We start from the raw sequence: 24,647 nt of genomic DNA, 5'->3' as shown, positions 1-24,647 counted from the left end.
GCCTCTATGTTCAGGGTCTCACACCTCCCTTTCAGTACTTGCTCCCACCGATGCCTGATTCCGCGAGTGGTTCCGGTTCCTCCTCCAACGGGTCGTCTGCCCCGGACTCAGATTCTCCAGAGGCCGCCTCTCCCGCCTCGGAGCATACCGCCGAATTGGACGAGAGTCTCCAGCCCGAAGATGCCCCCATATCGGGCCGCAAGCAGTTCGGTACGTTTGGAGGGGTCTTCACCCCGACGCTCCTCACGATTCTCGGGGTCATCATGTACCTGCGAGAGGGATGGATCATCGGAAATGCAGGGCTGATCGGGGGACTTCTCATCATCACCCTGGGCTTCAGCATTACACTGTGCACGGCGCTCGCCATGTCGTCCATCACCACGAATATTCGGATTGGGGCGGGCGGGGCGTACGCCGTCATTGCACAGTCGCTGGGCCTAGAGGTGGGCGGAAGCGTGGGCATCCCACGGTATCTGTCGCAGGCCCTGGCTGTGACCATGTACATCTTCGGCTTCCGCGAAGGCTGGCTCTACCTCTTCCCCGGCCATCCGGCACTTCTCGTCGACGCCGCCACCTTCGCCGTGCTGTACGGCATTGCATACGTGAGCGCGGACTTCGCCATCCGCGTGCAGTATCTCATCATGGGCGTCATTGTTGCCTCCCTCATATCCATCGGAACGGCAGCCGCAACCGGCTCCATGCAATACGGCCTTGGCGAGATTCAGCTCTGGGGCGACTTTGTCGGCTCTCCGGAAAATGATTTCGGCGGGTCCTCCTTCTGGATCGTCTTTGCCGTCTTCTTCCCTGCGACGACGGGCATTATGGCCGGCGCCAACATGAGTGGCGATCTCAAAGACCCGAAGCGCAGCATCCCGATCGGCACCCTCGCTGCCATCGGGGTATCGTTCGTCATCTACGTGCTCCTGGCCATTTGGCTGGCGCGCTCGGCCACCCCACAGGAGCTGACGAGCAACTACACGGTAATGATGGATAAGGCCTACTGGCCAACCGCCGTTCTCGCCGGTCTGCTGGGGGCGACCTTCTCTTCCGCCCTGGCGTCTATGGTGGGAGCCGGACGGATCTTACAGGCCATGGGCGCCCATCAAGTGGTGCCGGGCTCCGACTGGTTGGCCGAGCTCTCTGAAAACGGAGAACCCCGCCATTCGATGATGGTGACCGGGGCTCTAATCTTTGGCTCGTTGCTGGTGCGCGACCTCAATGCCATCGCCCCACTGATCACAATGTTCTTTCTGGTCACCTACGCGATGATCTGCGCCGCGGTGCTCATTGAACAGAGCCTCGATCTCGTAAGCTTCCGCCCCCGCCTTCGTATTCCGCTCTGGGTTTCTTTTCTCGGCCTGCTGGGCTCGCTGCTGGCCATGTTCATTATCAATCCCACGATTAGCTTCGTCGCGCTGATCGTCACGCTCGGCTTCTACGCGATTCTTGCTCGACGACAGCTCGACGCACCGTTCGAGGACGTCCGCAGCGGCATGTTCGTCGCGCTGGCCGAATGGGCGGCCAAGAAGGTCACGGAACTCCCCACCATGCAGGAGCGCGCCTGGAAGCCCAATCTGCTCGTGCCCGTCGAAACGGCCAGCGACCTCCGCGGCTCGTTCCTCACCATCCAGGACCTTACCCACCCGCAGGGATCGGTTAAAATTGTGGGCCTCAGTCCCAACGGCACGCCCGAGGTACTGGACCGGCAAATTGAAACGCTCACGGACTCCTTCCGCGATCGTGGGGTTTTCGCCTCCGCTACGCTCATCGACGCCGGCGGCTTTGCCGATGGACTCCGGGCGGGGATGCAGGCACTCCGCGGGGCCTTCTTTCGCCCAAACATCGTCTTTCTCCGCATGCCGGACTCGCCGGACCGGGAGGCCGACTACCACAACGTCATTCAGGAGGCCGAGCGAGAAAGTGTCGGCGTGCTTCTGTATGCTCCTCACCCCCGGGCCGCGCTCGGACAACGGCAGACCATCAACGTCTGGATCAAAGACCGCACGCCGGACTGGCGCTTGTCAATGGAGATCGGCAATCTGGACCTAGCCCTCCTCACTGCCTACAAGCTGTCGCAGAACTGGAACGCCCGGATGCGGGTGGTTACAGCCGTCCCCGATCCCAACGAGCAGGAAAAGGCCCAGGATTTCCTGGAGAAGCTGATGGATCTGGGACGGTTCCCAAATGCGGAGGCCGTCGTGGGCCCCAAGCCCTTCAACGAATACGTGCCGGAAGCCCCCCAGGCCGACCTCAACATCTTTGGACTCCAGCCGGACCCGGACTTCGATACGATCCGAGACCTGGTGACCCAAACCGACTCGACGTGCATGTTCGTCCGCGATTCCGGTCGCGAATCGGCATTGGCGTAACGTCCCGGGGAGCATCCGGGGCGGTGCTCCCTGATGACGTCCATCGTCCGCCTCGCCGCAGCGGTGGGGTCACAGGCGCTTCAGACCGGCCAAAGTAGGACCGTGACCAGTCGGGAGATCAGCCAGACACGACCGCCGGCGTCCGGTCAAAACGAGTCGTACTCTCCCGCACGAAGTGTTCGTCCGACGGGACATATCGACGTTCTTCGATGTGAAACGCCTCGTCTTCAATCGAGAGGACGTTGTAGAAATTTGTGGGTCCATGAGACGTTCGCCACCGGTTGCTCGTGGCCGTTCCCGCACTCGCGACGATGATGCGCCGCTCCCCCGGAATGATGGTAATCGGCTCAATCTGGGAAATGTGAAGATGACCACAGAGGATGAGATCCACCCCAACCTCGACCGCGGCATCGAGCGTTTTGCGAGCCTGACGGGCCACATCGTGGGGCCCAAGGGACTGGAGCTCCGTGAGGTGATGGTGCAGCACGAGCACCCGGAAGGCCTCCGCCCCGACGTCCTCGAAGGCGGTACGGAGAACCTGCCGATCCCCCGGCCCAATCCGCCCTCCCTTTATGGTGGCGCCGAAGGCACTGGTGAGCCCCTGCACGGCCACATCGTCGGTCACGAAGGACGGCGCCAGGTCGGCGGTGATGTATCGCTGGTAGCGCCGGAGGGGCGTCGCCAAGCGTCGCACTGGGCGCCACCAGGGATACACGTCATGATTCCCCGCAACGACGAGAACAGGCGGAGATATGCGATCGAGCATCGCCCGCGCGGCCTCAAATTCCGAGTGCCGGGCCCGCTGCGTCAAGTCGCCGCTGAGCACCACAAGCTCAACCGCCCCCCCATTCACTTCGTCAACCAGAGCATCCACAATGCCGGGATGGGCAATGCGCCCGAAATGCAGATCCGACAGGTGGGCGAGGGTCATGATTCAGCAGCTTCGTACGGATACATTTTCTCCGTCAAGAAACGCCAATCGGGTGAAAATCTGGCAATGGCAACCGGTCGGTATTTCGTATCGCGCATTCCGCATACCAGTCGTCGAAAAGACGGAATACGAAATAGGCAATACGGGGCTCAAACGACACAGGGGCGACACCTCCGCCCCTACCGTTGGTCCCCGACGCCACTGCCTACAACAGCAGATTCATCGGCTCCTCCAGGTACGAACGGACGCTGTCGAGGAACTGGGCCCCAAGTGCCCCATCCACGACTCGGTGATCGCAGGAGAGCGTGACCTTCATGCGCTTGCCCGGCACGACCTCGCCGTCTTCCACAACCGGCGTGTCGCGGATCTCTCCAATCGCCAGGATCGCCGAGTTCGGCGGATTAATGATGGCCGTGAATTCTTCCACCCCAAACATGCCAAGGTTGCTCGTCGTGAAGGTCGCGCCTTCGAATTCCTCCGGCTCCAGGTCGCGGTTGCGCGCCCGCTCGGCAAGCTCGCGCGTCTCCCGCGCAATCTCCGTAAGCCCCTTCCGATCCGCATTGCGGACCACCGGCGTGATGAGGCCTTCGTCAATCGCCACCGCAATGCCAATATGCACGTGATTGTGCTTCCGAATCTCGCCCTCGTCGGCGAGATAGGAAGCATTAACATAGGGATGGTTCTTAAGCGAGAGCGCGCAGGCCTTCGTGATGAGATCGTTGAAGGAAATCTTCGCACGGTCCTGCTGCTCGGCAAGCTCGTTAAGCTCCGAACGAAGCTCGACGGCCCGCTCCACGTCGATGTCGACGGTGAGATAAAAGTGCGGCGACGAGTACTTGCTCTCCGCCAGACGCCGGGCAATCGTCTTCCGCATCTGCGAAATGTTCTCGCTCTCGTATAGCGCCTCGTCGTCCGGGAGGTCGTACGAGGGCGTCTCCATGGCCGGTTGCGGCGTTTGCGCCGGCTCGGGAGCGCGCTCCCGCTCCTCAATGCGCGCCTCTACGTCGCGGCGCACGATGCGCCCCTCCGGCCCCGATCCGTCGACCTGGAGAAGATCTACGTCGTGTTCGTCGGCGATTCGACGAGCAAGCGGCGACGCCTTAATGCGGCGTCCCTCCGCGTCCGTTCCGGCGGGCACCGGCTCCGGCGTTCGGTCCGAAAGCTGACCGTCCCCGACCGGCTCCTCAACGGCATCGGTGTCTGGGGTCTGTGCAGCAGCATCATCGGACGACTCGTCCGCCGGCTCCGGTTCTTCGGCGGCGCCCGTGCCGTCGTCGTGCTCAGACAGGATATCAGAAATATCTTCTCCCTCTTCTCCAATCACGGCGATCAGCTGCCCGATGGGCACTGCATCGCCTTCCTCAATCATTTTCTTGAGGAGTATCCCTTCATCGAAGGCCTCCAGGTCCATCGTCGCCTTGTCCGTCTCGACCTGCGCGAGGATATCCCCGGACGACACCTCTTCCCCTTCATCCACCAGCCACGCGGAGAGGACCCCCTCCTCCATGGTGTCGCTCAGCTTCGGCATTTCGATCGGAATCGCCATAAATCAGTTTCGAGTTGCGAGGTTCGAATGTCGAATGAGAACGGTGGGGAGTGTCGATTCGTCAATTCACAATTCGACACTCGAAAAACGTCACTCCGCGTAGAGGACGCGACGGCAGGCGTCCACGGTTTCTTCTGCACTGGGCATGTACTCGTCCATCAGATTCGGCGCGTAGGGCGCGGGTGTGTCGGGAGCGGTAACGCGGAGGATGGGCGCATCGAGATAGTCGAAGGCGCGGTCCTGCACCTGATGGGTCACCTCCGACGCCACACTGGCAAAAGGATTACTCTCGTCCACTACGACGAGGCGGTTGGTTTTCACCACCGACTGTACGATCGTCTCGATGTCGAGAGGCTTGATTGTGCGCGGATCGATGACCTCCGCCTCATAGCCCTGTTCCGCCAGCTGATCGGCCGCCTGCAAGGCCACATGATAGCTCTTGCTGTGGGCCACAATGGTGACGTCGTCCCCTTCTCGGGCCACGCGGGCCGTGCCGAGTGGGATCGTGTAGTCCGCCTCCTCGCTGACCTCATCTTTCATCCCATACATGAGCTCACTTTCGAGGAAGACGACCGGATCGTCGTCGCGAATGGCGCTCTTGAGCAGGCCCTTCCCGTCGTCCGGGATAGACGGCGCCACGACCTTGAGCCCGGGAAAGTTCGAATACAGGGCCTCGGTCGAATTCGAGTGCGTGGCCGCAAGCTGCCCGGCCGCCCCGTTGGGCCCCCGAAAGACGATGGGCACGTCAAACTGCCCCCCCGACATGTATCGCATGTTGGGCGCATTGTTGATGACCTGGTCGAAGGCCACGAAGGAGAAATTGAACGTCATAAACTCGACGATGGGACGAAGGCCGTTCATTGCCGCGCCGATGCCGAGCCCCGCAAAGCCGAGCTCGCTGATGGGCGAATCGATCACGCGGTCGGACCCAAACTGGTCGAGCATGCCTTTGCTCACCTTATAGGCCCCGTCGTACTCGGCCACCTCTTCCCCAATGAGGAAGATATTCTCGTCGCGCTCCATCTCTTCTGTCATCGCGGCGCGCAGCGCCTCACGAAATTGCAGCGTTGCCATGTCGTTCGAGTGTGGAATTTGGAATTCGGACTGTGGAGTGGACGGACCGGGAGCACTTTTCGGGATCACGCATCATTCCGCAATCCCCACTCCCAATTCCGCATTCACTAAGTGGTGAAGGGATAGTCCTCCTGAGCGTAGATGTGGTCGTAGATGGCCTCATCATCCGGGAAGTCTGCTGCATCGGCAGCGTCAATGGCATCGGCTACCTCCTCTTGCACCTCACTGTCGATCGCATCGATGTCTTCATTCGTGGCGAGGTCGTGGTCCACGATATACTGCTGAAGGCGATGGATCGCATCTTCGCTCTTCCGCTGGTCGAGCTCATTTTCTGCACGGTACTCGGCCGGGTCCGTGATGGAGTGGCCCTGATACCGGTACGTGCGCACCTCCAGCATCGACGGCTGCCCCTTGCGGGCATAATTCTCGACGTGATCCTTCACGGCCTTGTTAACGCTGAACACGTCCATCCCGCTGGCGAGGGAGCAGGGAAAATCGAAGTTGTACCCATGCTTGAAGAGGTCCGGCTTGCTTACGACCCGGTCGACCGCCGTGCCCATCGCGTACTGGTTATTCTCACAGATGAAAACCACGGGCAGATCGTAGATGCCGGCCAGATTACAGGCCTCGCGGAAGGCGCCCTGATGCATGGCCCCGTCGCCAAAGAAGCAAAGACAGACGTTGTCCTCGCCTCGATACTTGTTCGCAAAGGCAATGCCCGTGCTAAGCGGCAGGTGTGCCCCGACAATAGCATGCCCCCCCATCATCTTCCTCTCGTTGTCGAAGAAGTGCATCGACCCCCCCTTGCCTTTCGAGCATCCGGTCTCCTTCCCAAACAATTCCGCCATGCACTCCTCGGGCGTCATGCCCATTGCCAGCCCCATGCCGTGATCCCGGTAGGCGGTAATCACCGAGTCCTCCCCGAGCCGAATGGCATTGATGCTCCCGGTCGAGACGGCTTCCTGTCCGATGTAGAGATGCAGAAAGCCTGAGATCTTTTGCTGCTGGTACATCTGTCGGCAGCGATTCTCAAAGCGGCGCTGCAGCAGCATGCTACGGAGCAGGTCGAGCACCTCTTCGTCCTCAATCCCCAAATCCTCGTGTCCGACCTGGTCGGCCGGATACGTGTCGAAGGAGACCGTCTCTTCAAGAGGGCCTTCCGGAATGTCGATGGATTGCTGAGTCCACGGCCCCTCCGGTTCGTCGGAGGCCCCGTCGCCCGAGAGAGGACTGGACTGCTTCTCAGTCGTGGCGGCCTTATCCGTCGTGCCGTCGGCCTTTGCCTGATCATTCGTGTCAGCCATGTCTCGCGTCCAGGTCAGTTGTAGAAAAGCAGCGAACCACAACGAAAAACGGGCATCCCGTCTCTGCCGTCGCGGCCGGCCGGGCTCGGACATCCGAGCCGGCAGTACTAAACGTCGTCGTTCGTGACGAAAGAAGCAATTTTTCCACGCCTTTGTATCTGAGCCCCGACCCTCGGTTTCGACTGCGATCAATCTTCGTGGATCTCCCCACGCTCATTGTCATTTCGGATTCCACCAATTAGGTTTGTGGTCGATTTAGGCGCCGCATCCCGTTCGCCCCGGTCCGTCTTTTCTGCTCTTCGCACCAGACCGCTTTGCATTGGTGACTTCTTCTCCTGAGAAAGAAGCGTCTACCGACGCGCTGGTCATCATTCCTACCTATAATGAGGCCGACAACATTGGGCATGTCCTCGACCTCGTGCTCGCCCAGCCCACGCCCATCTCCGTCCTTGTGGTGGACGACAACTCCACCGACGGGACGGCGGAGGTCGTCCGCTCGGCAATGGAGGACGCCCCCGACCGCATCGACCTCATTGAACGTGCGGGAAAGCTCGGACTGGGGACTGCGTACCTGCGGGGCTTCCGATACGCCCTGGCGCACGATTACACGTATATTTGCGAGATGGATGCCGACCTCTCGCACGACCCCGACGACCTGCCCCGCCTCATCGAAACAGTGCGCAGCGGCAAGGCCGACCTGGCCATCGGCTCCCGCTACGTCGGCGGCGTCCGCGTGATCGACTGGCCCCTTTCCCGCCTCGTGCTCTCCTACGCCGCCGGCATCTACACCCGAAGCATCACACAGATGCCCATTCAGGACGTCACGGCTGGCTTCAAGTGCTTTGATCGCCGTGTTCTGGAGGCGCTCCCCCTCGACCGGGTCAACTCTGACGGCTATGCCTTCCAGGTTGAAATGCACTACCGCACCTGGCGGGCGGGCTTTTCGATTCAGGAGGTCCCCGTCATCTTTACTGAACGCACGGAGGGACAGTCCAAAATGAGCAAGGCCATCGTCCGTGAGGCTGCTTTCAAGGTCTGGGAATTGCGACTGCGCGACCTCTGCGGGCGCCTCTGACGTGCTCCCTGTTGTTTTTTTCGTATTTCCTAATAGTTCGGCGTAGATCGAGTCCGTCTCACCCCGTACGTTGTTATCGATTCGTGCAACGGAAGCGAATTTTTCACGAGAGAGGGAGGCCCGCACTCTGTCGTGACTCAACCGGCTCTCCCCTACGGATCAAACCGATCCTGCAGCGCCGCGTCCACAACGACGCCCACCTGCATCGTGATTTCTGATATGTTGACCAATCCAACTCACCCATGAGCACCGACGTTGCCCCCTCCTTCAACGACCTCGCCCCCCCCACCGATGGCGAGCCCATCACCAAGTCGGGCGACACGCTGGAGGTCCCCGACCATCCCATCATTCCGTTCATCGAAGGCGACGGCACCGGCCCCGACATCTGGAACGCCACACAGCCGGTCTTCGACGCCGCTGTTGAAACGGCCTACGGCAATGATCGCGAGATTGAGTGGTTCGAGGTGTACGCCGGCGGCAAGGCGCAGGACGAGTACGACGAGTGGCTCCCCGAGGACACCTTCGAGGCCATTCGCGAATACCTCGTCGCCATCAAAGGCCCCCTCACGACCCCGGTCGGCGGCGGCATCCGCTCGCTCAACGTGGCGCTGCGGCAGGAGCTCGACCTCTTTGCCTGCGTCCGCCCGGTGCGCCACTTCCCCAACGTGCCCTCCCCCCTCAAGGAGCCGGAGCTCGTGGACATGGTGACCTTCCGCGAGAACTCGGAGGACATCTACGCGGGCATCGAGTACGAGATGGGCACGGAGGAAAACGAGAAGGTCAAGAAGTTCTTGATTGAGGAGATGGGCGAGACGGCGATCCGCTTCCCCGACTCCACGGCCATCGGCGTGAAGCCGATCTCGGAGGAGGGCACGAAGCGCCTCGTCCGCTCCGCCATCGACTACGCCATTGAGCGCGGGCGCGACAGCGTGACGCTCGTTCACAAGGGCAACATCATGAAATTCACCGAGGGCGCCTTCCGCGACTGGGGCTACGAGGTCGCGAAGGAAGAGTACGGCTCGGAGGACCTCGACGGCGGGCCCTGGCAGGTGCTTACCACCGACGACGGGCGCGAGATCATCATCAAGGACTACATCGCCGACGCCTTCCTGCAGCAGATTCTCCTGCGGCCGGACGAGTACGACGTGATCGCCACGATGAACCTCAACGGCGACTACATCTCCGACGCGATGGCGGCCGAGGTCGGCGGCATCGGCATTGCGCCGGGCGCCAACATCAACTACAACACGGGCCGGGCGCTCTTTGAGGCCACGCACGGCACCGCGCCGAAGTACGCGGGCATGGACAAGGTAAATCCGAGCTCGCTGATCCTCTCGGGCGAGATGATGTTCCGTTACATGGGCTGGGAGGAGGCCGCGGACGCCATCATCGACGGGCTCGAAGAAACGATCCGCCAGAAGCGCGTGACGTACGACTTCGAGCGCAACATGGAGGACGCGGAGCTCCTGAAGTGCAGCGAGTTCGGCCAGGCGATTGTGGAAAACATGGGGTAGCGCTCGCTTCGCTCGCGCGTCTGGACGTGTGAGCGCAGCACTACCCAAGGTGTCGGCGGCATCGTGGAGTGATCCACGGTGCCGCTTTTTTGTTTCTCATCACCGTTTCTCGCTGTGGGGCCACTCTTCATAGAGAAATGCGGTACGCATTTGGATAAACGCTTTTGTACTTTTGGATGATATAGGGTTAATCAGCTGCGTTGAGTGCTCCTTCAGTCCAACTGCTGAAATGAAACGGGCTTGACCGAAGCTGGGACAATCCACCAACTGGAGTAACCCTATTCCCACACTAACGGCGTGAATCTGCTGTTTTTCTAAAAGTGCCCGCCCCCCTATGGCTCAGTCCACCGTCTCCTTCGACAACCAGAAGTCGAAAGAATTCACGAGCGAGCTCCGCGATCGGGTCGATGCGTACTTTGAGGAGAACGACCTCTCGAAGCACGCGAACACGCGGATGGTCGTGAAGACGGTCGCTATGCTCGCAATGGTCTTCGTCCCCTACTTCCTCATCCTGTTCGGTGGCCTTGGAGTGTGGCTCATGCTCGGGCTCGCCCTTGTTATGGGCGTGGGCATCGCCGGCTGCGGATTCAGCATCTCGCACGATGCCCTCCACGGCGCCTACTCGTCGAACAAGACCGTGAATTACGGGCTCGGCCTCACGTTCGACCTGCTGGGCGCCAGCAGCTACCTGTGGAAGATCACCCACAACGTGATCCACCACACCTACACCAACATTCAGGGGATCGACGAAGACCTGGAGGTGTCGCCACTACTGCGGCTCTCGCCCGAGTCGGAGCATTACTGGTTCCATCGGGTGCAGCACTGGTACGGCTTTGCCGTGTACAGCTTCTCAACACTCTTCTGGGTGTTTGCGAAAGACTACAAGTACCTTTTGGAAGAGGATCTCGGGCCGTATCAGGGCATCTCCCATGACTGGGAGGACTTGGCCACCCTCTTCGGCATGAAGCTGTTTTACTACGGCTATATGATTGTGCTGCCGCTCGTCCTACTCGACGTGACGTGGTGGCAGTTTGCGATCGGCTTCGTGTCAATGCACCTGACGGCCGGGCTCATTCTGGGCGTCGTTTTTCAATTAGCGCACGTCGTCGAAGGGCCTGAGCACCATACGTCTGAGGGCAACGACATGATGGAAGACGCGTGGCTCGTCCACGAGATGAAGACGACGGCCAATTTTGCGCGGTCGAATCCGCTGGTCTGCTGGTACGTCGGCGGCCTCAACTTTCAGATCGAGCACCACCTCTTCCCCCGCATCTGCAGCGTGCACTACCCTGCCATCAGCGGGATTGTAGAGGAGGTGGCAGAAAAGCACGGCATTCCGTATCACCACCATCCCACCCTCTGGCAGTCCATCCGCTCGCACTATCGCATGCTGAAGAAGCTGGGCACGCCCCCCACGGCCAATGCCCCCGCCTTGTCGACCTGAACGACGTGGCGGATAACGGAAATGATCGGCGCTACCGTTTCCCCAACAGGAGACGTACAGGTTCCCAAGAGGAAAATCCCGGATCCGCAACCGACGTTGGGGATGGATCCGCGAATGTGTGGACGTATCGTGTTATTCGGGCTGTGGCTTGCAACGACTTCGGCGAAGTTCGTCCCCATTCAGTCGCTGAGGTTGAGTAAGCACTCAACGCAACTGGATAACACTATGAGGACGTGAGAGAGCCACATCCTTACATCCACACCTTCCAACCTACATACACTACACGAACGCATTCTCCCCGGTCACGTCCTGCCCCACGACCAGGGTGTGCACCTCGTGCGTGCCCTCGTAGGTGACCACACTCTCCAGATTCGTCATGTGGCGCATCACGGGATACTGACTCGTCACCCCGTTGCCCCCCAGCATCTGGCGGGCGGACCGCGCCACGTCCAATGCCATGTCGCAGTTGTTGCGCTTGGCGAGCGAGACCTGCTGCGGACGCATCGTTCCCCCATCTTTGAGCGTGCCGAGGCGCCAGTTGAGGAGTTGTGCTTTCGTGATTTCTTGTACCATTTCCACGAGCCGCTCCTGCATAAGCTGAAAACCACCGATGGGCTGGCCAAACTGGTGGCGGTTCCGGGCATGCTGACGGGCCGCGTCGTAGCACGCCATCGCCGCCCCCACCGTCCCCCAGCAGATGCCGTAGCGCGCCTGCGTGAGGCACGAGAGCGGCCCCTTGAGCCCCTCCACGCCCGGCAGTCGGTGGGCGTCGGGCACGCGCACCTCGTCGAGCACCACCTCGCTCGTGACGGCCGCCCGGAGCGACCACGTGTCGTCGATCGTCGGCGTCGACACTCCATCGCGATCCGTCTCCACGAGGAACCCGCGTACCACGTCGTTCTCATCCTTCGCCCAGATGACGGCCACGTCCGCAATCGTGGCGTTCGTCGACCAGCGCTTGTGTCCCTCCAGAACCCAGCCGTCGCCATCGCGGCGGCAGCGGGTCTGCATCTCAGATGGGTTTGACCCAACGTCCGGCTCCGTGAGACCAAAACACCCAATGGCCTCGCCCTGCGCTAGCTGTGGGAGCCAGCGCTCCTTCTGCGCCTCCGTCCCGTACTTCCAGATGGGATACATCACCAGCGAGCCCGTCACCGAGCAAAATGAGCGAAGGCCCGAGTCGCCTCGCTCCACCTCCTGCATCATGAGGCCGTAAATGATGTTGCTGTGCCCGCCGCCTCCGTACTCCGTCGGCAAATTGGGTCCCAAAAGGCCATGCTCGGCAAACGCCGGAATGAGGTCCTTCGGAAACTCCGCCCGCTGGGCGTACGCTTCGATGATCGGCTGCACCTCTGCGGTCACAAACGACCGGACCTCGTCCCGAATATCCGTTGCCTCATCGGACAATAGATCATCAAGATCGTAATAATCGGGCGCCTCAAAGGCCGACGGGTCCCACGTGTCGGTGCCGTGCTCAGCGTTGCGGGAAGCAGCGGTGGAAGAGGGCGATACGTCGGTCATGAACGTCGTACAGCTGTTGTGAGCGTATATTACGGTGTCGCCGGACGCCGTCGTTACGTTTTCCGTCGCGACGTCGGCCTTCCCTGATACACGGATGTGGCTTCTTTCTACCCGGCCCCTGAGAGTTGACGATTTTCCCGCAGTGGGCTACGTTCCGTGTGGCATCCTCCCGGGGTCCTGCAATGCCCCAGCCGATGTTGTCCTACGGATCCTTTTCCTCGCTTGATTCCAGAGACCTACCGTTCACCGCTCATGCGATTTGCCGCTCTCGTTCTTGCTCTTGGCCTTCTGTTAGGACCTGTGGACGATGCCCACGCTCAGCAGCCCCGGTTCGGCGTTGGCCTACAAATGATGGGCACGACCGTCGACAATAACATTGGCCCGGGCTTCCGCTTCCGCACCTCGGTTCCCATCAACCAGGACGTCTCCTTCGGTCTAGGCGCAGGACTGACCGGCTACATCTTCGAGGGACGCGACGATGCTGCGTACGCATTTGACCCTTCGGCCTCTCTCATCGTTACGATCCCAGGCACCGGGCGACAGCGCGTGTACGTGCTCGGGGGAGGCGGGGCGTACGTCCCGTTTGGCGAAACCTCCGCTCCGAGTGGTCCAACCGTGCACGCCGGCCTCGGCAAGGTCTGGCTGTTAAACGAGAGCTCCTTTTTTCTTGAATTCTCTCCAGGCCTCTTTGTCGGAAAAGAAGAGACGAACGTCATTCTTCCCCTCCGCGTGGGCGTCATCTTTTAGGCAAACGACCCTTCCTATTCTGACGGCCGCCCTTGTCCCGACTGGACGCCGTGCGCGTCGGTGACCGATGAAGCCCCCTGTCGAAGGCCCTTCTCCGCCTCGTCCACCAGATCGTCCAGGCTGGGCCGCAGCGTGGACGCCCCCGCCTTCTCGGCCCGCGGTTCATCAAGCGGAGCATACAGGTCCACCCAGCGCTCAAACCGATCGCCGACCTTCATGACGGAGTGCAATGCCCCTTTTTTGCCCGAACGCAAAAACACCAGATCAACGCAGGCCGCTCCCAAAGATAACGGCATCAACACAAGGTCCTTAAACCCCTCAAGCCAGAGCTTAACCTGAAAGACGAGCACGTTGCGTAGAATTTGTCCTCGCGACTCGGCGGGAGGATCGGACGAGGAATCCGTCATGGGATGAACGGGCCTTTGCGTAGATTGGAAACTGCGGGTATGAGGATCCACACAATCAAGATCGAACGTCCGCCAGCGTCCACAGTGCGCTACAACACACGTCGTAGGATGGACTGGAGGCGCTCGTGGTCGTCATCCAACAGACGGCTGAGCGCACGCCCGGCCGTAACGAGGGCCTCTCGCCCTCCATGCTCCGCTCCATTTGCCTCGTAGGTGCGGCGTAACACGGCCACCAGCAGGTCATCCACGGGCACGGCAGGATCGGGGTGCTCCACCAGTGTGCGCAAAAAGTCAAAGGGAGCCCCGAGGGCGCGCACGTGCTCGTCGGCACACCGATGCACGAAATCATGAATATCGGGCGGATGCGGAGGAAGGGTCTGGCGTACGTGCCCCTCCCGATCCCGGCACGCCAATACCTGGGCACGAACGGTGGTGCGAAGCAGCTCCTGCACCATCGGCATCTCTTCGGCTCGTTCTTCCGACGATAGCCCGAGCGCCACGGCCTCGCGGTTCGAATCGTAGCTTCCGGTCTCGACGTGACTCACAAGACCGAAGAGCATGTTTTGTCCCTCACCCTCAACGCAGACCCACGACCCAAACGCCGGGACCTCCACCTCCTCGTAGACCTCCGCTACAAATTGGCGCGTGCTGGATTCGATCACTTCGCCGATCGGAGCGTCCTGCTGCATGTGCGGAATCCTCCGATTGAAAGAATGTGCCGAGAGGAACACCGTATGGGTCCCGAATGCAAAAGTTGCCCCGGGCGTCTCCTTCTCATACACGTGGCGCCTGCTTGGACCGGCGCTTTCGTGAGTTGGTGGGCGACAGCCCCGCCCGGCGCAGCCGACGCTCCATGAGCCGAAAGAACGCCTCCCGTTCCGACGCCCGAATGACCGCCCGCTCGTGTGCCTCCGACAAGGCCAGCGGATACCCGTCCCCCTTTTCACAGTCGCGAAGCACCGTAGCGTGAATCCGATCGAGGAGTGATCGCTCATCGGCCACCCAGCGGGGAACCTCCACGCGTGCCATCTCGGTTGTGCCGGACGTGGACGGCACCTTCAGATAGAAGTAGCACACCTCCGATCCTTCCGGATACGCCCGTTGGATGTGGGAGGTGGATCCAAAAGTAGCCGACCGTTGGCCCGGAGCCAGCACCGAATCAAAAACGTGGCGATCGAGCAGTCCTTCCAGTGAAGGCTTCGATGGGGACACCGCAAAGGCGTCCGGGGAGGCCACGTCGAGCTCCCCGACCATAAAGCGAAGCAGATTTACCACTTCCGTCGTTGCCGGCATACTCACGTAAGAAGCCAGCGGCAACGCAGCCGCTCGAAACGACTGGAGGTAGTCGGTGTACCGAGCAATCAGCGCGTCCTCGGCCGCCTCGTTGTTCATCCCCCGGATCATCCAGCGAATGAGCGTGCCGTCCGCAAGCGCTACGAGAGGCCGCCCGTCGATCTTCTCCTCCTGTGCCGCGGCAAGCAAATGCTCGAGCTCCATCTCATCGCGGAGCGCCGAAACAAGTTCAGTCGTCATCGAGCCCAGTACGGCATCGATGTGATCACGCAAATCATCCTCAAAGCGAAGACGCGGCACAGAGTCGAGCAGCGGCTCTTCCTGCGTTCCATACTGGAAGCCTACGCGACTCACGTTCAGCAAAAAGAAGGTTGGATCGACGTGACGATCGGGATAGATCTGCGATCCGTCGGTAGCCACAACGGTAATGGGCGTGGGACGCGCCGGCGCATCGGTGGTCGTCCGCGGTGCCTCCTGAAGGGCCGCTACGAGGCGGCGGGGCTGCGCCTCTTCCACCGCGGCCTGCACCTTGGGCCACTGCTCGTCACAGGACGCAAGGACCGCGCGGGCCCGTCTCCGCTGCTCGACACGCCGGTCGCGCACAGAGGCCTCGTAGTCCTGAAACTCGTCAAGCTGCGCGCGAAGCTGAGAAATATCAAGCATAGGAACGCGTGCGGTGCAGACGGGGAATGGACGTCAGCAGGGGCCTTCGGCAGTGATGGTGTGCACTGGTGTCGCCTCCCAAGCACACCCTGAAGAGACTTACTGAAGATCAAAGACGACCTGGATACTGGCATTGACTTCAATCTCTCCCGCCGCGTAGGCGTCCGGCTGCGGGGCGGCATCCTCCGTCGCCGTCTTGGCCGCAAACTGCATCTGGACGCGGGGTGAGGGCTCGTTGAACCCAAACGACTGCTCGTGGATCTGTCGCACCTGTCCCAGTTCAACATCGAGCGTGGACGCCAATAATGCTGCTTTGTCACGGGCATTTTGGGCCGCCTTGCGAAGGGCCTCATTGCGGAGAGGCGTGCGCTCGCTCAACCCGTAGTCAATGCCTTCGAGCCGGTTGGCACCCTGCTGCACGACACGCGTTACCAATGTCGGCAACTGCTCTAGGTCGCCGACCTCCACCACCACTTGTCGGCGCGCTTCGTAGCCCTTCTCCTCATGCTCTTTGGTCTGGGGATTGTACTCACGGCGCGGCTGCAGTCGCAACATCTCCATCCGCATCTTGGACGCCGGAATGTCCAGTTCGCGAACTGCGTTCATGGCATTTTTTGCGGCCGTTGCGTTCCGGGAACGGGCCGCTTCTGCGGTCTCTGCACGCGTAACGATCCCGAAGCGCACAGTGGCCTCATCGGGCGCGGCCGTGACTGTTGCCTCCCCGCTCACCCGGACCGTTCGGGTCGGAGCCTCAGACTCCTGGGCCTGTGCAGGAAAGACAAGAAGACCACAGAGCAGAGCGAAGAAGAAATGGAAACGGACAGTCATCAGTAAAAAAATCGGTTTGCAAGAAAAGATACACGGACAGAAAGAACGTTCCTCCTGTCCAGTTATTATCGAGCCTCGTTCTGTCGTCCCCAACACGCCTCCGGCCGTCAACACACACTCCGCCAGCGTCCGTCTTTCCACAGTGTCGGCCAGAGCATGATGTTTTGGGGAAGTCCGTCGTTCCGCGGAGCGGTGCCCAAAAGCGTTCGTTGGGAGAAAAGAGCCGGTCAACGGCGACCTTCCGTCCCCTTGCGTCCTTCTTGGTCTCGCTGAACTGCCAACGCACGCTCCTGGCTTTCTTTCCTATGCCCACACTTGACACACGCGCCATTCACGATGGCGAACCGTCTCCACGCGTCGAAGGTGCAGTCTCCCTTCCCATATTTCAGACCGCCACGTACACGCACGAGGATCCGAGTGAGGAGGTCCGCTACATCCGGTACAACAACACGCCGAACCATGAGGCCCTCCACGGAAAACTCGCCTCCCTGGCCTCGACCGACGACGCACTCGTGACGGCGAGCGGGATGGCAGCCATCTCATCAGCGATGCTTTCGCTGCTGGACGCCGGTGATCACCTCGTCGCCCCGCAAAGCCTCTACGGAGGCACCCTCGACCTCTTCGACGATCTCCTCCCCCGGTTTGACGTTGGGCACACCTTCTTTCCCGAAGACGATGCCCCCTCCACCTGGAGCAGGGCCCTCACGGACTCGACAACAGTGCTCTACGCCGAGTCCATCACCAACCCCCTGCTGGAGGTGCCGGACCTCGAAGCAATGGTCGACTTTGCAGAGACCCACGACCTAATCACAGTGATCGACAACACGTTTGCCTCCCCGGCAAACCTGCGGCCCGCCGAACTCGGATTTGACGTGGTCCTCCACTCCGGCACGAAGTATCTGGCGGGCCACTCGGACCTCGCAGCAGGAGTCGTGGCCGGTTCCAGTGACCTCTTAGAGCAAATTGGCCATACGCACAAACTGCTTGGGGGCATGCTGGACCCCCACGCCTGCTTCCTGCTCCACCGCAGCCTTAAAACGCTGGGCGTGCGGGTCCGACAGCAGAACGAGACGGCCCACGCCCTCGCCGACGCTCTCGACGCACATCCCGCGATCGCACAGGTCCGGTACCCCGGCCTTTCCAGCCACCCCGATCACTCTCGTGCCGAAGCGTTGATGAACGGGTTTGGGGGAATGGTGAGCTTCACTCTTGCCTCTGACACGAACGTAGACGCATTCTTTGATGGCCTGACCCTTCCCATCCGTGCCCCGAGTCTCGGGGGCGTGGAAAGTCTCATCACCCAACCCATCCACACCTCCCACGCCAGTGTTGATCCGGCCGTTCGCGACGCAATGGGCATCACCGAGCGCTTTGTTCGTATTTCCGTCGGACTAGAGGACACCGAGGACCTCGTGGAAGACGTCACGTCGGCGCTCCAAGATGCCTGAGCGACAGCCGGACCACCCGCTCCATTAAAATACGAGATCAGCCACGACGGGCAGATGGTCCGAGGGAAATGTGCGCCCCCATCGTTCACTGAGGTGTCCTTGTCGTCGAACGTCCACCGAGGGACTCGTGAAGATGTAGTCGATCCGCGCATTTTCATCGACCTCGAACCCAAAGGAATTATACGTCGATTCGGGACCGTGAGGAGGCGTTTCTGAGGCAATGCGAGTATCCTGAAGAGCGACCCTCGCGTCTTCCGCAGTGAGGATTTGAATGGGCTCCTTGGTCGGCACGGCATTGAAGTCTCCGAGCAGCACGACGGGCGCCTCGCCCTTAATTTCAGAGATGCGCTGCTGAAGCAGACGTGCGCTCTCTGCTCGTGCCGTTCCCCCTCGATGGTCGAAGTGGGTATTCACGAGCACGAACACTTCGTCGGTGATACGGTCTCGGAAGCGTGCCCACGTCGCTATGCGTGGCAGCGCGGCATCCCACCCCTGACTCCCTGGCTCCTGGGGGGTGTCGGACAACCAGAACGTATCGTACTCCAGGAGTTCGAGTCGAGCGGTCTGATAGAGCAGCGCACTGAACTCCCCTCCCCCTCCCGTCCGTCGTCCAACCCCCACACGCTGGTAGCGTCCCAACTGCTCCGTCAGATCCATCAGCTGATGAAGCTGACCTTCCTGGGTCCCTACCACCGCCGGCTCGTGAAATCGAATCATGGAGGCGACTCGTGGGCCGCGCTCCGTCCAGACACTGTCCTCCGGATTGTTGTACCGGATGTTGTAGGACATCACTCGGAGCGGAATCGTGGTCGAGTCCGTTGTCCCGGGCACATAGGCCGGCAGTTGTATCCCCCGTAGCTGCTTGCCTGCCTCGTCGCCGGAGGTAAGACTGCGGCACCCGAGGAGTCCTATCGCAAGCCCAAAACTCATCAACAGCGGAAGAGAAACAAGTCGAGACGCTCGAGAGGAATACTCAGAGATCGTCATCAGCCGGAGAAAGCGTGTTAATGAGGAGATCGCGGCCCTTCGAATGTAATGGCCTTTTCGAGACGGAATCGATCGCCGGTCAGTGCGCGCGGCGATTGATTGTTGTCCATCGTGCCGTGAAAAGGATACCCGACTCGTCCCGGAATGTCGACCCTCAGAGGCCCGGAATTGGGAAAGCGGGAATGACTGCCTCCTACGGTCGCGTGCCTCTGAACCAACGGCCGCAGGAAGTGCTCTTCGGCTGCCGGACGAAAACACCGACCGATCGCTCCAGAAGTCTCCCCTCTCGGTGGACCTGATCCCTGATTACGCCCCCCTTATACCGATCGGAAATCACGGATGAGAATCGAGCGCCTGTTCTGGCACCGGGAAGAAGCTTCACGCCGTTCGTTTGCCCCTCCCCCCGCCGCTTTTCGCACAATATTGCTGGCAGTCCGGCGTCCTGCTGCTTTGGTTGAAAATGCTACTTTCCCTTCGATTTCTTCCCCACATCCACCCTTCGCACCTATGCAAAAAGTAACCGTTATCGGGGCCGGCAACGTCGGCGCCACCGTTGCAGACTGTGTCGCTCAGAAGGACATGGTCCACGAAGTCGTTATGGTCGACATCAAAGAAGGCATGCCGCAGGGCAAAGGCCTCGACATGATGGAGTCGAGTCCGGTCCACGGCTTCGACACGACCGTGACGGGCACGAACGACTATGGCCCCACCGAAGACTCCGACGTCTGCATCATCACCGCCGGCCTGCCCCGCAGTCCGGGCATGAGCCGCGACGACCTCCTGGCCAAGAACACGGAGATCGTGGGCGGCGTCACGGAGCAGTTTGTGGACGGCAGCCCGGACAGCACAATTATTGTGGTGGCCAACCCGCTCGACGTGATGACCTACGTCGCCTACGAGGCCAGCGGCTTCCCGTCGAACCGTGTGATGGGCATGGCCGGCGTGCTCGATACCGCTCGCTACCGTTCCTTTATCGCACAGGAGCTCGACGTGTCGGTCCGCGACATCCAGGCGCTCCTCATGGGCGGCCACGGCGACACGATGGTGCCCCTGCCCCGCTACACCACCATCGGCGGCATTCCACTCACGCAGTGGCTTGACGACGACACCATCACCGACATCGTGGAGCGCACGAAGGGCGGCGGTGGCGAAATCGTCGACCTGATGGGCACCTCTGCCTGGTACGCTCCTGGCGCGGCAGCAGCCGAAATGACGGAAGCCATCATCAAGGACAATAATCGGATCCTTCCGGCCGCGGCCTACTGCGACGGCGAGTATGGTCTCGAAGACCTCTTTATTGGCGTGCCCGTGAAGCTGGGTGCAAATGGTGTAGAGGACATTATCGAGGTGGAGCTGACGGACGAAGAGAAAGATCAGCTCGACACCTCTGCCGAGCACGTGCACAGCAACCTCGACGACCTGCAGCGCCTGCGTGACGCTGGGGAAATCGGCTAACGCGTTCAGATGTGTCGGTGTGTACGCATGTAGGTGTGTAGGTGCCTTCGACATGGCTCCGCACACCTACATATCTTTCACCCCTACTCATAGAACACCCCTCGGAGCGGATCGGCCGGTTCTCTATGGCCGTCCGGATGTGCATCGTCGTGCCGTTGCGGCTCCAAGTGAGCCGTGACGTGCACGGCGTCGTCCGGGAATAAGGCGTCCACACGGTCTTCTACCTCGTGGGACCGAGCGTGGGCCTCGCGGATGGACATGTCCCCGGGAAACATGAGGTGGTATTCTACCCACACCTGCTCGCCGGAGCGGCGATGGCGCACTTGGTGGTATTCGGCAATCGTGCCGTCGGCTTTCGCCTCGGTCAGCTCGTCCAGCAGTGCCTGGGTGGCGTCGGGATCGGCTTCGTCCATGAGCCCATAGACGGAACGGCGGAGGAGACTCGTGGCCGTCCAGAGAATATTGCTGGCCACCAGCAGCCCAACCGCCGGGTCGAGCCAGCGAATGCCTGTAAGCCACACGAGCCCTACGCCGACGATCACGCCGAGACTCGTCCACATGTCCGTCATCACGTGCTGGCCGTTGGAGACGAGCACTAGGCTGTTGGTTCGCCGTCCCGTGCGTATGAGATACCAGCCAAGCGCCAGGTTAATGGCGGTGAGCCCACCGATCAAATAAAGCCCCAAATCCAACCGCCGCAGCTCAACCCCCGTCAGAAGGTCACGGACGGCCATTCCCCCAATGCCCAGGGCTGCTAGAAGAATCAGGGTGCCTTCGACGGCAGACGCAAAGTACGCGATCTTGCCGTGCCCGTAGGGATGATCTGGATCTGGAGGCGTGGCGGCATACCAGAGACTGAATCCCGCAAAGCCGGTAGCAAACAGGTGGATGACGGACTCCGCGGCGTCGGACAAAATTGCCGTACTCCCCGTGAGGAGCGTAGCGGTGATCTTGCCCCCAAGCATCACAACCGATACCGCTAAACTAAGCCCCATGGCCCAACGACGCGCGCGCTGCGTTTCGGCCCGGGAGGGATTTGTATGCGAGTGCTCAGTGGCCATGGTTCTTTTCTGAACCTACCATCTTCCCCCCAGGTTCACCGCACTCACCGCAGATTTAGTAAAATCGGCTGCGGGCGTGATGCTTGGGCCCAGCGATGCCTCGTACTGTGTACCGAAGATGATTGCCCATTTTTACGCTCCGATCCGAGATCCGGGAAGTTGAAAGTGCACGTGAGGAATCGATTCGAAGCCCTCGCGGCATAGAGATCTTCGGAATTGGTCTTCGTTGCGTCCTTAGAGCTTGTATTCAAGCAGAACTGGAAGGGCTGCAAATGCTCTGCATGCCGCTTCCAGCATTCCGCACTCTAAAAGGTCTTGCTTCGCATCGCCTGTTTCGCACGCCGTGGAGGTGACGCGCAAGCGCACATTTTTGCCTGCTTCCTTCGATTGAAGACAGGCTCTACGCCCCCGGCAATGCACCCTTTCTCACTACGCGCCTTTTCCTCGGTACGAGGCGCCCCCCTGCGCAGACACTCACACACCCCCAAACGCAGACCATGCCCCAACTCGAACACGTTGGCATTGCGATCGACGAGGTCGAAGCTGTAATCAACTGCTTTGATGATCTTCTCGGCACCCGTCCCTACAAAGCCGAGACCGTTGCATCACAGCAGGTGCGCACGCACTTCCTCGATGCCGCGACGGCCAAACTCGAATTCCTCGACGCACTAAACGACGACTCGGCCGTTCAGCGTTTCCTCGACCGTCGCGGAGAGGGACTACACCACCTCGCATTCGAGGTCGACGATGCGGATACCGCCATGGAACGCCTGCGAGCAGCCGGGTTCACGCTGCTCAGCGACACCCCACAACCCGGGGCCGACGACAAGCGCATCTTTTTCGTTCACCCGAAAGAGACCCACGGCGTTCTGGTCGAGTTCTGCGAAACGACCGCCGCAGAGTGGACGGCCGACACGATTACTCACGACGACGGCCGAACTGTCGCTACGTATGAACGAGGCGCTGAAGACGCTCCCCCACTCGTCCTCCTCCACGGCGCTGCTGGAAGCATCCGGGACGAGATTGCCCCTCTCATGCGTCGCCTGGAATCATCGTATCACCTCATTGGCGTCGACCTCAGCGGTCACGGCGCCTCTTCGCTGCCCCCCGATGACACACTAACGATGGAGCATTTTGTGGCGGATGTCCAGGCCACCCTCGATCATTATGCGGTACCTGAAGCTCACCTGTTCGGCTTCTCATTGGGCAGTGCCGTCGCCCTCCGATCTGCCCATGCCGCTCCCGACCGCGTAAAGCGCCTCGCCCTTTTCGCACCAAATCATCAGTGGGACGCGTCCCTCGCAGCCACGATGAAGGCCCGCCTTCGCCTTGATGAACGCTCCCCTGAAGAGAAGAGGGCCCTCCACGCTCAGCACAAAAATCCAGAGCGCCTGTTCTCGGCCCTTCGGGACTTTGTCGACTCCTTGCCCGCCCGCAATGATGCGATTGCGGACACTCTGTCCGGTGTACGGGCCTCCACTCTCGTCATCGGACTCGACGAGGATCCGCTGTTCCCGATCGAGTCGACACTACAGGTGCATGAGGCCCTCCCCAACGCCCGGTTGTCCATTCTTCCAAGCCGCCGCCACAGCCTTCCGAAGGGACCGCTCCCGCAGGTGGCCTCTCTCCTCCATGCCCATTTGTCCTGACACCCCTCCCTCGGAGCGGTGCCCCCTCGTCATCGCGAATACGGGTCCTCCAGGTATCGCTCCGCGCGATCATGCACACCGATCGGGTCCTCCATGTCGAGCACGGCGCGGTATCGCTCTTTCGCCTTCTCGCGCGCGCCCTGTGCATCGTACACCATTCCCTGGTACAACCGACCAAGAATGCGATAGCGATTATCCTCGATGTCGCGATCAGTGAGCGCGTCCAGTCGATCCAGATGGGCAAGGGCCTCCGTGTAGTTCTGCTCGTAAAGATGGGCCCGGGCTAGGTAAAAACGTGCAATCTCTTCCATGTGAACTCCATACCCCCGCGCCCCAGCCTCACACCGAGCTACCACCTCTTCGAACACTGAGCGGGCCTTTTCCCAGCGGCCCCATTTCGCATAGACCCGCCCCTCAAAATTATGGAAATAGGGGTTCTGCGGATGCCGCTGCCGCAGCCGACGCACGTACTGCCGTGAATCGAAATAATCCTCCTCGTACAGGTAATTGACCTGCGTGAGGTAGTAAATGGCCTCCGTCTGCACGTAGCGCCCCTGCTCGGCCGTCTTTCGCAAAAGCTGAAGGCCCCGCTCCCGGTTGCCATCTGGAATCATCCAGGTGAAGGTCTTCACTACCGGATACTCCTCCTCCAGAATAGCCGTGTAGTAGTCATACAGCCCCTTCCCGAAGACATAATCCCCATTCCCGGGAGGCGCTTGTTCGACGACATCCCGTACCGGCCCGATGGCCTTTCGGCCGTTTTGAAGAGCCTTCCACCAGTTGCTTCGGTTGGACGCAAGCCGGGCCTTGAAACCGTGAGCGGCTCCTTTGAAAAGAAGAGCATCAAAATGATCCGGATTCTCCTCCAGCAGGGCCTCACACCGGTCGATAACCTCGTCCATTTTCTCGAAAAAGGCCTCGTCGTGTGTGGTGTCCGTAAGATCGAGCATGATGGTCCACCACAGATTGAGCCCTTGAAGAAAGGGCCCGATCGGATGCTCTGGATACCGCGCATCGATTTGCTGGAAGTGGGCCCGGGCCCTCTCCGACCGCATATTGTAAAGCAGGTCGAGCCCCTTCTCGCCCTTTGTACGCACCAACGAATCATTCAGGACAGTAGAGGCAACTCGTTCGGGACCGGTGGGACCAGACGACGTTTGTGCCCGCACGGGGGACGTCACTGCCATTATCCCCAGCAACACCATAACGCTGGCACGGATGCGACTCGTCATACAACGAGAGAAGACGAAAAACAGACGATGGATTCAGCTTAACCACCGCCCGAAACGCGCTGTTCCTCCCGATTCCCGGATTCCCCCGGCCGGAATGGC

20 protein-coding genes are annotated in these 24,647 nt (G+C 60.7%); 8 read left to right on the top strand and 12 right to left on the bottom strand.

Going from position 1 to position 24,647, the window contains the following annotated elements; all coding sequences use genetic code 11:
* The first annotated feature begins 50 nt into the window (after positions 1-50).
* Positions 51-2,369, top strand: a complete 2,319-nt coding sequence (locus tag BSZ35_RS01200; RefSeq protein ID WP_105010741.1) for an amino acid permease — start codon at positions 51-53, stop codon at positions 2,367-2,369.
* A gap of 118 nt (positions 2,370-2,487) precedes the next feature.
* On the opposite strand, the gene BSZ35_RS01195 is transcribed toward BSZ35_RS01200, so the two are convergent.
* The 4 genes from BSZ35_RS01195 to pdhA form a co-directional block, all read right to left on the bottom strand.
* Positions 2,488-3,300 carry a metallophosphoesterase gene (locus tag BSZ35_RS01195; RefSeq protein WP_105010740.1) on the bottom strand — a complete coding sequence of 271 codons (813 nt, stop codon included), beginning with the start codon at positions 3,298-3,300 and terminating at the stop codon, positions 2,488-2,490.
* Between the two features lie 205 nt (positions 3,301-3,505).
* Complete coding sequence (locus BSZ35_RS01190) at positions 3,506-4,846, bottom strand: pyruvate dehydrogenase complex dihydrolipoamide acetyltransferase (RefSeq protein WP_105010739.1); 1,341 nt, start codon at positions 4,844-4,846, stop codon at positions 3,506-3,508.
* Positions 4,847-4,936: 90 nt separating this feature from the next.
* Positions 4,937-5,989, bottom strand: coding sequence for a pyruvate dehydrogenase complex E1 component subunit beta (locus tag BSZ35_RS01185; protein WP_258096022.1), 1,053 nt, complete (start codon positions 5,987-5,989; stop codon positions 4,937-4,939).
* A 38-nt stretch (positions 5,990-6,027) separates the two neighbouring features.
* The gene (gene pdhA, locus BSZ35_RS01180) at positions 6,028-7,224 is read right to left on the bottom strand and encodes a pyruvate dehydrogenase (acetyl-transferring) E1 component subunit alpha (protein ID WP_258096021.1); all 1,197 of its coding nucleotides are present in this window, start codon (positions 7,222-7,224) and stop codon (positions 6,028-6,030) included.
* Between the two features lie 322 nt (positions 7,225-7,546).
* On the opposite strand from pdhA, the gene BSZ35_RS01175 reads away from it, so the two are divergent.
* The 3 genes from BSZ35_RS01175 to BSZ35_RS01165 all read left to right on the top strand — a co-directional run bounded on the left by BSZ35_RS01175 (position 7,547) and on the right by BSZ35_RS01165 (position 11,257).
* Positions 7,547-8,299 carry a polyprenol monophosphomannose synthase gene (locus BSZ35_RS01175; protein ID WP_181149126.1) on the top strand — a complete coding sequence of 251 codons (753 nt, stop codon included), beginning with the start codon at positions 7,547-7,549 and terminating at the stop codon, positions 8,297-8,299.
* Between the two features lie 242 nt (positions 8,300-8,541).
* Entirely contained in the window at positions 8,542-9,813 is a 1,272-nt protein-coding gene (icd, locus tag BSZ35_RS01170) for an NADP-dependent isocitrate dehydrogenase (protein WP_105010736.1), read from the top strand.
* Positions 9,814-10,147: 334 nt separating this feature from the next.
* Entirely contained in the window at positions 10,148-11,257 is a 1,110-nt protein-coding gene (locus BSZ35_RS01165; protein ID WP_105010735.1) for an acyl-CoA desaturase, read from the top strand.
* 279 nt (positions 11,258-11,536) lie between these two features.
* Here BSZ35_RS01165 and BSZ35_RS01155 read toward each other — a convergent pair whose 3' ends face one another.
* Positions 11,537-12,778, bottom strand: a complete 1,242-nt coding sequence (locus tag BSZ35_RS01155; RefSeq protein WP_105010733.1) for an acyl-CoA dehydrogenase family protein — start codon at positions 12,776-12,778, stop codon at positions 11,537-11,539.
* A 252-nt stretch (positions 12,779-13,030) separates the two neighbouring features.
* On the opposite strand from BSZ35_RS01155, the gene BSZ35_RS01150 reads away from it, so the two are divergent.
* Complete coding sequence (locus BSZ35_RS01150) at positions 13,031-13,525, top strand: hypothetical protein (protein ID WP_258096020.1); 495 nt, start codon at positions 13,031-13,033, stop codon at positions 13,523-13,525.
* A 14-nt stretch (positions 13,526-13,539) separates the two neighbouring features.
* Here the strand turns inward: BSZ35_RS01150 and BSZ35_RS01145 are convergent, their stop codons facing one another.
* From BSZ35_RS01145 to BSZ35_RS01130, 4 genes are all read right to left on the bottom strand, one after another.
* Positions 13,540-13,932 (bottom strand): hypothetical protein, encoded by a 393-nt coding sequence (locus BSZ35_RS01145; protein WP_105010731.1) that lies wholly within the window; start codon positions 13,930-13,932, stop codon positions 13,540-13,542.
* A gap of 89 nt (positions 13,933-14,021) precedes the next feature.
* Complete coding sequence (locus BSZ35_RS01140) at positions 14,022-14,621, bottom strand: HAS-barrel domain-containing protein (protein WP_105010730.1); 600 nt, start codon at positions 14,619-14,621, stop codon at positions 14,022-14,024.
* An 85-nt stretch (positions 14,622-14,706) separates the two neighbouring features.
* Positions 14,707-15,888: a DNA double-strand break repair nuclease NurA gene (locus tag BSZ35_RS01135; RefSeq protein WP_105010729.1), complete on the bottom strand. Its 1,182-nt coding sequence runs from the start codon at positions 15,886-15,888 to the stop codon at positions 14,707-14,709.
* A 99-nt stretch (positions 15,889-15,987) separates the two neighbouring features.
* The gene (locus tag BSZ35_RS01130) at positions 15,988-16,716 is read right to left on the bottom strand and encodes an SIMPL domain-containing protein (RefSeq protein WP_105010728.1); all 729 of its coding nucleotides are present in this window, start codon (positions 16,714-16,716) and stop codon (positions 15,988-15,990) included.
* Positions 16,717-17,021: 305 nt separating this feature from the next.
* Here BSZ35_RS01130 and BSZ35_RS01125 point away from each other — a divergent pair, with 305 nt between their 5' ends.
* A complete protein-coding gene (locus BSZ35_RS01125; RefSeq protein WP_105013669.1) occupies positions 17,022-18,164 on the top strand; it encodes a PLP-dependent aspartate aminotransferase family protein in 1,143 nt (380 codons plus the stop codon).
* 24 nt (positions 18,165-18,188) lie between these two features.
* On the opposite strand, the gene BSZ35_RS01120 is transcribed toward BSZ35_RS01125, so the two are convergent.
* Positions 18,189-19,094, bottom strand: coding sequence for an endonuclease/exonuclease/phosphatase family protein (locus BSZ35_RS01120; RefSeq protein ID WP_181149125.1), 906 nt, complete (start codon positions 19,092-19,094; stop codon positions 18,189-18,191).
* A 564-nt stretch (positions 19,095-19,658) separates the two neighbouring features.
* Between BSZ35_RS01120 and mdh the strand changes: the two genes are divergently transcribed.
* Entirely contained in the window at positions 19,659-20,606 is a 948-nt protein-coding gene (mdh, locus tag BSZ35_RS01115) for a malate dehydrogenase (protein ID WP_105010726.1), read from the top strand.
* 83 nt (positions 20,607-20,689) lie between these two features.
* Here the strand turns inward: mdh and BSZ35_RS01110 are convergent, their stop codons facing one another.
* Positions 20,690-21,667 carry a cation diffusion facilitator family transporter gene (locus BSZ35_RS01110; protein WP_258096019.1) on the bottom strand — a complete coding sequence of 326 codons (978 nt, stop codon included), beginning with the start codon at positions 21,665-21,667 and terminating at the stop codon, positions 20,690-20,692.
* A gap of 497 nt (positions 21,668-22,164) precedes the next feature.
* Between BSZ35_RS01110 and mce the strand changes: the two genes are divergently transcribed.
* On the top strand, positions 22,165-23,316 hold the full coding sequence (gene mce, locus BSZ35_RS01105; protein WP_105010724.1) for a methylmalonyl-CoA epimerase: 1,152 nt from the start codon (positions 22,165-22,167) through the stop codon (positions 23,314-23,316).
* Between the two features lie 29 nt (positions 23,317-23,345).
* On the opposite strand, the gene BSZ35_RS01100 is transcribed toward mce, so the two are convergent.
* Positions 23,346-24,548, bottom strand: coding sequence for a tetratricopeptide repeat protein (locus tag BSZ35_RS01100; protein WP_146109964.1), 1,203 nt, complete (start codon positions 24,546-24,548; stop codon positions 23,346-23,348).
* Between the last annotated feature and the right edge of the window lie 99 nt (positions 24,549-24,647).

It is taken from the genome of Salinibacter sp. 10B (genome assembly GCF_002954405.1).
Lineage (GTDB): Bacteria > Bacteroidota > Rhodothermia > Rhodothermales > Salinibacteraceae > Salinibacter.
Note: the sequence above shows the minus strand (reverse complement) of the source record. Positions and strands in the feature narration are given on the sequence as shown.

Coding starts and splice junctions, on each gene's coding strand:
- BSZ35_RS01195 (WP_105010740.1), bottom strand. CDS start 3,300: ATGACCCTCGCCCACCTGTCGGATCTGCATTTCGGGCGCATTGCCCAT.
- BSZ35_RS01200 (WP_105010741.1), top strand. CDS start 51: ATGCCTGATTCCGCGAGTGGTTCCGGTTCCTCCTCCAACGGGTCGTCT.
- mce (WP_105010724.1), top strand. CDS start 22,165: ATGCCCCAACTCGAACACGTTGGCATTGCGATCGACGAGGTCGAAGCT.
- BSZ35_RS01140 (WP_105010730.1), bottom strand. CDS start 14,621: ATGCAGCAGGACGCTCCGATCGGCGAAGTGATCGAATCCAGCACGCGC.
- BSZ35_RS01145 (WP_105010731.1), bottom strand. CDS start 13,932: ATGACGGATTCCTCGTCCGATCCTCCCGCCGAGTCGCGAGGACAAATT.
- icd (WP_105010736.1), top strand. CDS start 8,542: ATGAGCACCGACGTTGCCCCCTCCTTCAACGACCTCGCCCCCCCCACC.
- BSZ35_RS01110 (WP_258096019.1), bottom strand. CDS start 21,667: ATGGCCACTGAGCACTCGCATACAAATCCCTCCCGGGCCGAAACGCAG.
- BSZ35_RS01155 (WP_105010733.1), bottom strand. CDS start 12,778: ATGACCGACGTATCGCCCTCTTCCACCGCTGCTTCCCGCAACGCTGAG.
- BSZ35_RS01150 (WP_258096020.1), top strand. CDS start 13,031: ATGCGATTTGCCGCTCTCGTTCTTGCTCTTGGCCTTCTGTTAGGACCT.
- BSZ35_RS01100 (WP_146109964.1), bottom strand. CDS start 24,548: ATGACGAGTCGCATCCGTGCCAGCGTTATGGTGTTGCTGGGGATAATG.
- mdh (WP_105010726.1), top strand. CDS start 19,659: ATGCAAAAAGTAACCGTTATCGGGGCCGGCAACGTCGGCGCCACCGTT.
- pdhA (WP_258096021.1), bottom strand. CDS start 7,224: ATGGCTGACACGAATGATCAGGCAAAGGCCGACGGCACGACGGATAAG.
- BSZ35_RS01165 (WP_105010735.1), top strand. CDS start 10,148: ATGGCTCAGTCCACCGTCTCCTTCGACAACCAGAAGTCGAAAGAATTC.
- BSZ35_RS01135 (WP_105010729.1), bottom strand. CDS start 15,888: ATGCTTGATATTTCTCAGCTTCGCGCGCAGCTTGACGAGTTTCAGGAC.
- BSZ35_RS01130 (WP_105010728.1), bottom strand. CDS start 16,716: ATGACTGTCCGTTTCCATTTCTTCTTCGCTCTGCTCTGTGGTCTTCTT.
- BSZ35_RS01190 (WP_105010739.1), bottom strand. CDS start 4,846: ATGGCGATTCCGATCGAAATGCCGAAGCTGAGCGACACCATGGAGGAG.
- BSZ35_RS01120 (WP_181149125.1), bottom strand. CDS start 19,094: ATGAGTTTTGGGCTTGCGATAGGACTCCTCGGGTGCCGCAGTCTTACC.
- BSZ35_RS01125 (WP_105013669.1), top strand. CDS start 17,022: ATGCCCACACTTGACACACGCGCCATTCACGATGGCGAACCGTCTCCA.